This is a genomic window from Robinsoniella sp. (genome assembly GCF_034124845.1).
Window position 1 is genome coordinate 1 of the sequence record NZ_JAWYAJ010000493.1, and the last position, 11,128, is coordinate 11,128.

12 protein-coding genes are annotated in these 11,128 nt (G+C 40.8%); 3 read left to right on the forward strand and 9 right to left on the reverse strand.

The features are described 5' to 3' along the window. The 3 genes from ACH2DQ_RS24140 to ACH2DQ_RS24150 form a co-directional block, all read right to left on the reverse strand. A partial coding sequence (locus ACH2DQ_RS24140; protein WP_395028572.1) for an ABC transporter permease occupies positions 1–1,024 on the reverse strand: 1,024 nt, incomplete at its 3' end. After that, complete coding sequence (locus ACH2DQ_RS24145) at positions 1,011–2,144, reverse strand: ABC transporter permease (RefSeq protein ID WP_394913137.1); 1,134 nt, start codon at positions 2,142–2,144, stop codon at positions 1,011–1,013. The genes ACH2DQ_RS24140 and ACH2DQ_RS24145, both read right to left, overlap by 14 nt. Positions 2,145–2,153: 9 nt before the next feature. Then, positions 2,154–3,095 carry an ATP-binding cassette domain-containing protein gene (locus tag ACH2DQ_RS24150; protein ID WP_394913136.1) on the reverse strand — a complete coding sequence of 314 codons (942 nt, stop codon included), beginning with the start codon at positions 3,093–3,095 and terminating at the stop codon, positions 2,154–2,156. A 218-nt stretch (positions 3,096–3,313) separates the two neighbouring features. Between ACH2DQ_RS24150 and ACH2DQ_RS24155 the strand changes: the two genes are divergently transcribed. The 3 genes from ACH2DQ_RS24155 to ACH2DQ_RS24165 all read left to right on the forward strand — a co-directional run bounded on the left by ACH2DQ_RS24155 (position 3,314) and on the right by ACH2DQ_RS24165 (position 6,094). Further along, positions 3,314–4,381 carry a sensor histidine kinase gene (locus ACH2DQ_RS24155; RefSeq protein ID WP_394913135.1) on the forward strand — a complete coding sequence of 356 codons (1,068 nt, stop codon included), beginning with the start codon at positions 3,314–3,316 and terminating at the stop codon, positions 4,379–4,381. Between the two features lie 33 nt (positions 4,382–4,414). Further along, positions 4,415–5,044 carry a response regulator gene (locus tag ACH2DQ_RS24160; protein WP_394913134.1) on the forward strand — a complete coding sequence of 210 codons (630 nt, stop codon included), beginning with the start codon at positions 4,415–4,417 and terminating at the stop codon, positions 5,042–5,044. A 63-nt stretch (positions 5,045–5,107) separates the two neighbouring features. Then, the gene (locus ACH2DQ_RS24165; RefSeq protein WP_394913133.1) at positions 5,108–6,094 is read left to right on the forward strand and encodes an FAD:protein FMN transferase; all 987 of its coding nucleotides are present in this window, start codon (positions 5,108–5,110) and stop codon (positions 6,092–6,094) included. 22 nt (positions 6,095–6,116) lie between these two features. Here the strand turns inward: ACH2DQ_RS24165 and ACH2DQ_RS24170 are convergent, their stop codons facing one another. From ACH2DQ_RS24170 to ACH2DQ_RS24195, 6 genes are all read right to left on the reverse strand, one after another. Continuing rightward, the gene (locus tag ACH2DQ_RS24170; RefSeq protein ID WP_394913132.1) at positions 6,117–6,752 is read right to left on the reverse strand and encodes an ABC-2 transporter permease; all 636 of its coding nucleotides are present in this window, start codon (positions 6,750–6,752) and stop codon (positions 6,117–6,119) included. Further along, positions 6,749–7,609, reverse strand: a complete 861-nt coding sequence (locus tag ACH2DQ_RS24175; RefSeq protein ID WP_394913131.1) for an ABC transporter ATP-binding protein — start codon at positions 7,607–7,609, stop codon at positions 6,749–6,751. The genes ACH2DQ_RS24170 and ACH2DQ_RS24175 overlap by 4 nt, the downstream gene beginning before the upstream one ends. After that, positions 7,609–7,992 (reverse strand): GntR family transcriptional regulator, encoded by a 384-nt coding sequence (locus ACH2DQ_RS24180; protein ID WP_394913130.1) that lies wholly within the window; start codon positions 7,990–7,992, stop codon positions 7,609–7,611. The genes ACH2DQ_RS24175 and ACH2DQ_RS24180 overlap by 1 nt, the downstream gene beginning before the upstream one ends. A gap of 193 nt (positions 7,993–8,185) precedes the next feature. Continuing rightward, positions 8,186–9,451, reverse strand: a complete 1,266-nt coding sequence (locus tag ACH2DQ_RS24185) for an L-rhamnose isomerase (protein ID WP_394913129.1) — start codon at positions 9,449–9,451, stop codon at positions 8,186–8,188. A 181-nt stretch (positions 9,452–9,632) separates the two neighbouring features. Continuing rightward, positions 9,633–10,748, reverse strand: coding sequence for a hypothetical protein (locus ACH2DQ_RS24190; RefSeq protein ID WP_395028573.1), 1,116 nt, complete (start codon positions 10,746–10,748; stop codon positions 9,633–9,635). Positions 10,749–10,812: 64 nt separating this feature from the next. After that, positions 10,813–11,128: helix-turn-helix domain-containing protein (locus ACH2DQ_RS24195; protein ID WP_395028574.1), on the reverse strand; the 316-nt coding region annotated here is incomplete at its 5' end.

The following is an 11,128-nucleotide window of genomic DNA, read 5'->3' on the forward strand; positions in this document are numbered from 1 at the left end:
CCAACAGGTCATTTACCCTGACATACCAGAATGATGGGACGAACTTACAGAATGCCAGCACTTTTTCACTCATAATCTCCTGGGGAACAAACACTCCACCCATGAAGCAAAAGCCCAGGCTGATTATATTCACCAGCGCCGTAAGGGCATTGTCGCTTCTCACCAGCATTCCCACCATAAATGCGATTGACGCCGCAACCAGCAGAAATGCCATCGTATTTAGAATCCCGTATTTGATGTTTCCATCCAATAGCTGCTCCCGGTAAAGCACGACTGCCGCGATCATAAATACCCCCCATACAATGGTGGAAAACACCACACATGCTGCCATAATCTGCTTGTTTCTCTGATTCAGGGTCATGGCTCCGCATTCATTCCTTTTTTTCAGATCTCGGTTTTGAAAAGCACGCAGCGCCGGACTGATTCCATAGATCAACACTGCCATCAGTGCGTAAGGAATATACCGCAGATAATAATATATAGAAGGCATATCTGCCTTAACGGAATCCCCCTGGAGCGTAACCTGACCTTTGATGTTCAGATCTTCCTCCACATTTTCCGCTGCATCTGTCACCCCATATCCGGCTGCAATATATGTTTTCAACGATTTCAAGTATTGGTTTACCTGACTGTCTGCAAAAAATCCCGTATAGGAACCGGGAACTTTTATGTTCTCCGTATATACCTCTTCCCCGCTTTTTAATTTCTCCTCAAAATGTGGGGGAATAATCAGAATATATTCTACTTTTCTGGCAAATAAATTGTCCTGCATTTTCTCCTTATCATCATCCATTGCAACCAGATTCTGCCTGGCACCCATATATTCCTTCAGCGCCTTGCTGAGCTCACTGTTGTCACGGTCAATGACCGCCATCTGAATCTTCGTTTCCTCAAAACTACTCATCTCGGTACCGGAAGTTATATTGGACATTAAGATCGCAAGACCTATAAAAATCCCAAAATAAAGCAATAATCCTCCGATGTTTTTTTTGATTATTTTATAGAAACAATTAAAGACTTGCATATTTCTTCCTCCTCGCCAGCAAAAATCCCCCTATGCAGAATGTAGCTGCAAAAGCCAATAAAATAATGATATTTTTTAAATAACGGTCGTAATTATCGTAAATATCAAGTGCATAAAATGCATCAGAGAGCACCACAGCTGGATTAATACGGTTTAAAATGGGAAAGACCTGTTCCACATCATTTTTTATGGTGTTTATAAATAAACCGCTGAAAAAGCATAAGAACATGTTGACCGCAATCATGATACCCGTTTTGATGCTCAGGGATGTTCTCCCCACGCAGCCTGCAAAAAATCCCATAGATACCCCCATCAAAGTGCCGATAAGAGTCAAAAGCAGAATTGGCAGTATTTTATTGCCAAAGTCTACCCCCAGTACAAACCTCAGATAGCCCATTAAAATCAGCAATGAGCAAAAATGAACCGTCACTGCCGCTGCAAAATCACCCATAATCATTGTCATGCGATGAACAGGAGATGTCATTTTTCTGGCAGCCAGCGTGGTAAGGTTTGCCTGAATATAACCGGCATTGTATAGGCCCAGAAAACAACCGTACAAGCTTGCCATGGCAAGAAGCGCATAGAAATACTGCATCATGGAATCCAGGTTTCCACTGCTTAACGTTATTTCTTTATTTAATGTTACATCTTCATTCAGGCTTTTCAGGATCAGCTGTGCAGACGCCGGATTCTCCTTTATGGATTTTTGAATCATATTTTCAACCTGGAGATAGCTGTCCAGAATAGAGCTTAAGATACTTTGATTTATTCCGGTCTTTTTTACCATCAATTCCACCGTATCGGATACATAAAAGATTCCGTCGATTTTCCCGTCACTTAAGAGCTTCCCTGCGTTATCCCCATCCGTATACTGAATATTCATAATCTGGTTGTTTCCCGGTTTGGATAATTCGTCCAGCAGTTCTTTAAAATAGCTGTCCTGGGTTTCCATCACTGCCGCTGCCGGAATTGCCTCCATCTTTTCTTCCCGGTCCATAAAATTTCCAAAAGTCACAAAAAAAAGTGTTCCAAGTATCATTGGGAAAGCCAATGTCCAAAACAGTCCCTGCCAGTTTCGAACCAGCCCTTTTAAACGGTATTTATAAATATGAAAAAACATAGTCCCCTCCTAATCTCTCAGCTCTTTGCCTGTAATCTCTAAAAATACATCGTTTAAAGTCGGCATTTCTGAGAAAACCCTGCCAAAAGAAATTTCCTGCTCCTGAAGAAAATTCAAAATTCTAACCAGATTGTGGTTTGCACTGCTGCATTTGATTTTTAATACGTTTTCTTCATATGCCACAGAGTAGACATGGGGAAGCTCTTTGATCTTTAATAAGATGCTGCTTTCCAGACCCAGTATTTCGATACGAATCGTTTCACCCACTTTGATCATGTTTTTTAGTTCTTCCGTCGTCCCAATTGCCAGATTCTGCCCATTATCCATAATGGCAACTCTGGTACAGATCTGTTCCACTTCCTCCATATAATGAGAGGTATAAATAATCGTTGCACCCTCTTCATTGAGTTTCTGGATTCCCTTTAAAATGTGATTCCGGCTTTGCGGGTCCACTGCCACTGTAGGTTCATCCATGATGATCAGCTCCGGCTTATGTGCAATTCCGCATCCAATGTTTAACCTTCTTAAAAGACCTCCGGACAATTTTCTGGGATAGAATTTTTTGAAATCCCGAAGCCCCACAAAATCAATTGCCTCTTTTACCAGTCCCCGCCGTTCCTGCTTATCATTTACATACAATCCACAAAAATAGTCCAGATTTTCATATACCGTCAGCTCTTCAAAAACAGCTACGTTCTGCATAATAACACCGATCTTACGCTTGCTGTCATAGCTGTCCGGGTGCATTGTCTTTCCAAATACTTCAATTTTGCCTTTGTCGTAGGAAAGCAGAGACAACAGGCAGCTGATTGCAGTTGTCTTACCGGACCCGTTTGGTCCCAGCAAACCAAAAATCTCTCCTCTTTTAATATCCAGGTTAAAGTGGTCCAATGCCACCAGTTCTTTGTATCGCTTCACTAGATTTTCTATTTTCACAATGGTTTCGCTCATCCTATGCACCCTCCGTCTATTTGATAATACCATTATAAACCAAAGGAAAGTCCGGAAGAAGTGCCGTATGTCAGCATATCAGGTGACATTTGTCATAACCTCATGATTTGCAGATTCTGTTGTTGAGATTTTAGCTGCTAATAGGTATAATATAGAAGTAACTTACAGCTGACCGTAACCTTTTTTGCTGTAAATTTACATTGCAAGGAGGAATTCTCATGGATACATTGATTGATAAATGCATTATATTAATTTGCTGCTCTATTACCCTGATTGACGGTTCCATATCTGTTCTGCCGGTGTATGTCTTCGTCACTGCATTTGGCATCAGCTGCCTGAATACGTATTTCGATCAGTCTAAAGTTACGGTACTTACAGGATGTTTCTATCTTTTACTGTGTTTTCTGGTACCGCCTTTCTGTTTGCTGCTTCCGCTTATTTTTTATGATTTTTTTACCAGGAAGTTCTGGTACCTTTCCGTCATAGGGGTTGCAGCCTGCCTGCGGTATCTGACGATTGATTTTCAGCCGATGCACCTGTCTATACTGGTATATTTTTTATTGAGCTTCCTCCTCTGTTACCGGACAGACACTTTCCAAAAGCTGTCTCATCAGCTGAAGATTTCAAGGGACAACAGCCGGGAGCTGAATTTGTTACTGGAGAATAAAAATAAAGATCTGTTAGAAAAGCAGGACTATGAAATCCATCTCGCCACCCTGAAGGAGCGAAACCGTATTGCAAGAGAAATCCACGATAACGTGGGGCATATGCTGTCCCGCTCCATTTTGCAGACCGGGGCACTTCTGGCAGTGAATAAAGATAACAATCTGAAAGCACCTCTGCTCTCAGTGAAAGATACCCTGTCCAGCGCCATGGACAGCATACGGGAAAGCGTTCATGATCTGCATGATGATTCCATAGACCTTTATGATACCATCCGCACCATTTTAAAAGACTATAAGACCTATGAAACAACATTCGAATATGATATGAGTGACAACATACCGAGAAACGTAAAGTACTGTTTGATCATGTTAATCAAGGAAGGGCTTTCCAATATCGTAAAACACAGTGATGCCAGCCATATTGTTATCCTGGTAAGAGAACATCCATCCTTTTTTCAAATCCAGATCAGCGACAATGGCAACCCCCTTTGCAAAGCTTCCGCTTCTCATGGAATCGGGCTTGAAAATATGCAGGAAAGGGTTCAGGCTTTACACGGTACTTTCCGCACCAGTATTGACAATGGTTTTAAAATATTTGCGTCAATACCAAAAAACACCTGATTCTCTCCCATATCAGAAAGGAAATAAATTGAAATGAATATAATAATTATAGATGACGACCAGTTGGTTGCACTGTCACTGAAAACCATCTTAGAAAGTGATCCGGAAATAAAAGTAACCGCTGTGGGAAGCAGCGGCAAAGATGCAATATTACTTTTTGAAAAATACCAGACAGAAACAGATATTCTTTTAATGGATATCCGCATGGCTCCTATGAGCGGTCTGGAAGCAGGAGAAAAAATATTAAAGCAAGATCCTTTGGCTAAAATACTATATCTGACAACGTTTTCCGATGATGAATATATTGTCCGGGCATTACATATCGGTGCAAAAGGCTATCTGCTGAAACAGAACTACGAAAGTATCCTGCCTGCCCTGAAAGCAGTCTATTCAGGCCAGAGTGTATTCGGAGGGGAAATAGTAAGAAAAATACCGGAACTGATGCAGAACACAGAACACTACAACTACAGTTCTCACGGTATCCTGCCAAAAGAGCTGGAAATCATCAAACTGGTTGCTGATGGACTTAGTAATAAAGAAATTTCCGAGACTTTGTATCTGAGCGAAGGAACCGTGCGGAATTACCTCAGTACGATCCTGGACAAATTAGACTTAAGAGACCGGACGCAATTGGCAATCTTCTTCTACCAGCACCGCGGATAAAGATTTCCATACTTCCTGTCATATAAATACCCCCGCATAAAGCACGAAAGGATCAACTCTGACATGAAAAATATTTATAAACTGCTTTCTATTTGCCTTTTGACTACCTGCTACCTGTTTCTCTCAGCCTGCAGTTCCTCCAAAGAGCCAATCAGCAAGCAGGGCTTTTTACTGGACACGGTGATTCAAATCACACTTTACGATACAAAAGATGAATCCCTACTGGATGAATCCTTTGCCGTCTGCGAAAAATACGAGCAGTTGTTAAGCAGAACCATTGAAACCAGTGATGTTTCCCGCATTAATGAGGCAAATGGGAAGCCGGTAACCGTATCGGATGAAACCATTTCCCTGATTCAGAAATCCCTTACCTACAGTCAGTTATCCGACGGGGCATTTGATATCACCATAGCGCCTTTAAGCTCCCTTTGGGATTTTAAGGATAAGAAAACAATACCGGACAGCCATGCTCTCGACGAAGCCAGGGCGTTGGTTGATTATCATACCATCCAAATAAACGGCAACACCGTTACGCTCTCAAACCCCAAGGCTTCCATTGACCTTGGTGCAATTGCAAAAGGTTATATCGCTGATAAAATCAAAGAGTACCTCGTTTCACAAAATGTGAAAAGCGGATTGATTAATCTGGGAGGCAATGTACTTACCATTGGCACAAAACCAGACGGATCTGCCTGGAATATCGGAATTCAAAAACCATTTGATGAACAAAATGCAGCGATAACATCCGTACATTTAAGCGATGAGTCTGTCGTGACCTCCGGGGTATACGAGCGGTATTTTAAACAGAACGGTATCATCTATCATCATATTCTGGATGCCCAAACAGGTTATCCCTATCAAAACGGTCTGCTTGGCGTCACCATCATTTCCAAAGAATCCGTAGATGGTGACGCTTTAAGCACAACCTGTTTTGCACTGGGTCTTCAAAAAGGTATGGAACTGATCCAGTCTCTGCCGGATGTGGACGCAATTTTTATTACCGACGACTATCAGCTTCATGACACCCGAGAAGCTAAATCAAAATCCTGATCCGGAAAACAATCACTACAGATTACATTTCCTGATTTTGAAAAATTTTCAGGCTGATCCGGTAAGAGATATACATGAACAGAATGCATAAAACCGGAAGCGATACGATCGCTATTATTATTGAGGTCTCTCCCGGCATCGGCAGCCCGGTATTTTTATAAAAATATGCAACGAAGTAAACAACCGCGGTGGGAATCAGGAAGCACACGATCATCAGCATTCTAGCTTTCTCCGCTCCGAATTTATAGAGAAGGGGCAGTATAATACTTCCAAATACAAATGCAATACCCAGACACCCCAGGGATGCCCCCAAAATATCAGCCAGATTAAAATCCTTTAAAATAATACTGCCTATGCTGCATATAACAATACCTACACCGCAGCCGACCAGAGAGAAAATAATCAATACCATATATTTACTTTTTACAACATCTCTGCGGGATACCGGCATAATCAGTGCGTACCGGTTCCACTTTGATAAATCATCAAAACTGATTGTGGTAATCAGCATCATGCTGCAAGCAATCACGCATATGCCCATAAAACTGATGACACCATTTGTAGGTACCAGTAATACAGCCATAGCCGCCAGCATCATCACCATCATCTTTGCATTATGTCCTATATTATACAGGTCTTTTAATATTAATCCTCTCATACCTTTTCTCCTTTCACATACAGAAGCATAATATCATCGATGGTAACATCATTCATAAGACAGTTCTTATATTTCCGTTCCATTCTTGTTTTATCCGATACCAGAATCTCATACTCATAATCCTTTTTCCGGTAGGTAATAATGTCATCGCTTTCCATCTTCATAAACTGTTCCCTGCCGCATTTAATAATTCCATAATTATAAATAAGTTCGTCTTTGGAAAGAGAAAATATCAGTTTGCCTTTATGAATAAAGGTAATATAATCTGCTATCTTCTCCAGATCGCTGGTAATGTGGGAAGAAACCAGGACCGCATGAGTCTCATCCTGTACAAAATCAAGAAAAATATCCAGCACTTCATCTCTCACAATGGGATCCAGTCCGCTGGTTGCCTCATCCAGAATCAAAAGCCTGGGATTATGGGACAGTGCCACTGCAATGGTAAACTTCATTTTCATCCCCTTGGAAAATTGCTTTATTTCCTTTCTTACAGGAAGCTGAAATCTCTTCAGATAATCCTCAAAACAGCTCATATCCCAGTTCGAATATACCTTTGCCATAATATTTCCAATTTTTCTAGGAGTCAGCGTATCATAAAAATTATTTCCGTCAAATACAACCCCGATTTCGTTGCGCATCCCTGTATCGCTGTCCGTCATTTCTTTTCCTAAAACCTTTATTTCTCCGCCATCTTTTTTAATTAAATTTAAAATAGCATTAATCGTGGTACTCTTTCCCGCTCCATTTTCACCAATCAAACCAACAATTGTGCCTGAGGGAATTGAAAAACTGATTTTATCCAAAGTAAAATCCTTATATTTTTTCTCCAGGTCCTTCACTTCTAAAATATAATCCATCACATATCCTCCTCGTCCTCATAAAATATGGTCAAAAGCTCTATCAGCTTTTTCAGGCTGATCCCACTGCTTCTTCCTATTTCCGCTGCTTCCTGCAGTTTTTCTTCCGCATTACGCAGCTTCTCTTCCTGAAAAAAGTCTTTATTAGTGTCAGCTACAAAAGTTCCCCTGCCTGTTACCGTTTCAATAAAACCATCCCGCTGCAGGTCTTCATAAGCCTTCTGTGCTGTAATCACACTGATATGTAAAGACTTCGCCAGCGCCCGCATAGATGGAAGCATTTCTCCGGGCTGCATTTCTCCGCTCATTATGGCAGCTTTAATCTGAGATGTTATCTGCTCATAAATGGGTTTACTCTTATTGTTGCTAATAATTATCTCCACATTCTAACCTCCAAGTATCATCCGGCGTACTTAAGTGTACTTATTGTACAAGTACAATATAGTACACTTTTCTAATAATGTCAAGAGGAATTCATTCATTTTTTACGCAAAAAAAGAGCCGCACACTTCTGCAGTGTAACAGCCCTTCTTCTAATATATTTATTTTAATATATTCCTTTTATTGCTTTCTCTTTTATCTTTTTAATAACACATCATTTTCATACTGCTTTACTTCTTTTAACCACTCTAATCCGGTTCCTGCATTTTTCTTAGCACAGTAATAATCCCAAACCATTGCAAATGGAGCAGCCTTGAATTCTTCTTTATATGCAAGTCTTGCACTTACATCACCGTTTGCTTCCATTTCTTTCATCTGGTCTACCGGCTGTAATAATGCTGCCAGCATTGCTTTTCTGGTATTTCTAAGACCAATTACCCATGCAGCAACACGGTTAATGGATGCATCAAAGAAATCTGTTGCAACGTATGTATCTTTTAATTTATCCATACGAACCAGTTCTTCAAAGATTGCTCTGGTTTCATCATCAAATCCTACAACGTGATCGGAATCCCAGCGTACCGGACGTGTTACATGAAGTAATACGGAATTATCAAACGTATAGATACTGGATAATTTTCCGGAAACTGTTTCTGTTGGGTGATAATGTCCCGCATCTAAAGTCATAATGATATGGTCTTTATTTGCATTCATTACGTAGCCCATACAGAATTCATGTGAGCCTACTGTATAGCTTTCTGCTCCGATACCGAATACCTTTGATTCAATACCATCCACTACACCTTCAACGTCTTTTGTTGCATCGAAGATTTCATCATAGCTCTTTTTTAAACGCTGTCTTGGTCCTAATGTATCAACCGGAACTTCTTTATCTCCATCTGGTGTCCAGTGATTAATGACACATGGTTTTCCAGTTTTCTTGTAGAAATATTCACCGATCTGACGGCATTTAATACCATGTTCCACCCAGAATTTACGGATATCTTCATCTGCACAGGAAAGAGTTCCTTTTTCTGTGCTCTTAGGATGAGCAAAATAAGTTGGGTTAAAGTCCAGTCCCAATCCCTTTTCAACAGCCCAGTCAGCCCATTTCGCAAAATGCTCCGGTTCAATCTCATTACGGTCTACAAAATGGTCAGCTTCCTGATAATTTGCGTGTACATTGACTTTCAATTCACCCGGGATGAATTTCATAGCTTCTTCGATATCAGCTCTCAACTCTTCACCATTTGTAGCTTTTCCAGGATAATTACCGGTAGCCTGAATTCCTCCTGTAAGAGACTTGTCTTCTTTTACTTCCGTTCCAGCCACATCATCTCCCTGCCAGCAATGCATGGAAATTGGCGTTTTGTCTGCGATTTCAATTGCTTTATCTACATCGATGCCATATTGTGCATAAAATTCTTTTGCTGCTTCATACCCTTTTTCAACATTATACATAAGTGTTTCCGCCTTTCATTTGTTATTTTTCTTCATTATAGTTATTTCAGGGCAAAAAAACAAGGACGCAATTTTTCTAATTTACGTCCTTATTTTCCAATTATGAAGTTGAAGTATATCGTGCCATTTGATGATGCACACGAAGATTACGATTATAGTTCCTGCTGATAAGAAACAACCGTCAGCTAACTTTCACACAAACACCATCATTATCAAAGGTATAATACTTCTTATCACTAGCCAGAAGCGTCTGGTTTCTTGCCATTTTACCGGTCGGGAAGAAATAATAGCGTTTACCGTCTATATTCATCCAGCCTGTTACCGCAGCACCGATGTTTCCAGACTTTGTAGTACTCATAAAATATCTGGAACCTCCACGGTCTAGCCAGCCAATCATCATATAGCCGTTTCTTTCAAAATAGTAATATTTGCCACCGATCAGATTCCACCCTTTCAGTGCCCTGCCATTTTTAAAATATCTCCAGTTCACCACCGCAGATTTATTCTTCGTATACCGAATGGTACTGCTATCTCCTGTCCAGCCGTCTTTTCCATTGTTACTGTTACTCTTATATTTTTTAATCCAGTAGCCGTCTGCGCCTACATACTTTTTGCCAACCCATTTACTGGTCGCCATGGTACCGTCACTCTGTACGTAAAACTTACGTCCATTGGTGGTAATCCACTGATTTGCATGCATGGCTCCATCAGTGCCCATGTAATAATACTTGCTGTTTATCTCCTGCCACCCGATAATAACATATCCTTTTCTATCAAAATAGTACCGTTTTCCGCCTATGGTCATCCAGGTGAATTTAGGGTATGTACCGTCGCCATTATCGTACCATTTCCCTTTACTGTTGGTTCTCCACCGCGGTTTTTTCAGCTCTCGAACCAGTTCTCCGGATACTGCAAACTGATATCTTTTTTTTCCGATCTTGCGTTTTCCGGTGTACATCACACCTTTTTTCCCCAGGTAATACTTCTTACCGCCAACCTTTAACCAACCGGTCCGCATTGCACCCACCGGCGATTTTGTCGGTTCAAAATAATACCACTTGCTTCCTATCTTGCACCAGCCGATTGCCATCCGGCCATTCTTATCTTTCTGTAAATAAAACTTTTTCCCCTGGTACTTCTTCCAACCGGTTTCATTTTTCCCATTTTTCGCATAGTACCATTTACTGCCCTTCTGATACCATCCATTTTTCTTCGATGCTGCCGAAGCCGTCATCGGAATCAACAGACAGATCAACAGAACCAGTAAGCAGATAATCCCTGATTTTTTCTTATTCATATGCCCTCCTGTCTTTTGCTGGAACAACTACTGGAGCGTGTCTAAGTTCACGCTCTACTCTATTCTATAAAGAATTGCCGCTGTTGTCAACGATAGCTTTTCGATAACTTTTCGGGCTCATATGGTAGTTTTCCTTGAAAATACGGTGAAAATAGCTGGTATTGTCATATCCTACCAAATAAATAATGTCAGTAATGGGAATCGTAGTATCCCGTATCAGATGTTCTGCCTGGGAAAGCCGCTTCTCCTGAAGCAGTTCCTTAAAGGTCCTTCCTGTGGCATGTTTAATCTGCTTGCTCATATTCGAAACAGACTGATTCATTTCTCCTGCAATTTCACTCAGGGTTGCCGTTTTATAATTCTCTTCAATGTACTTTAAT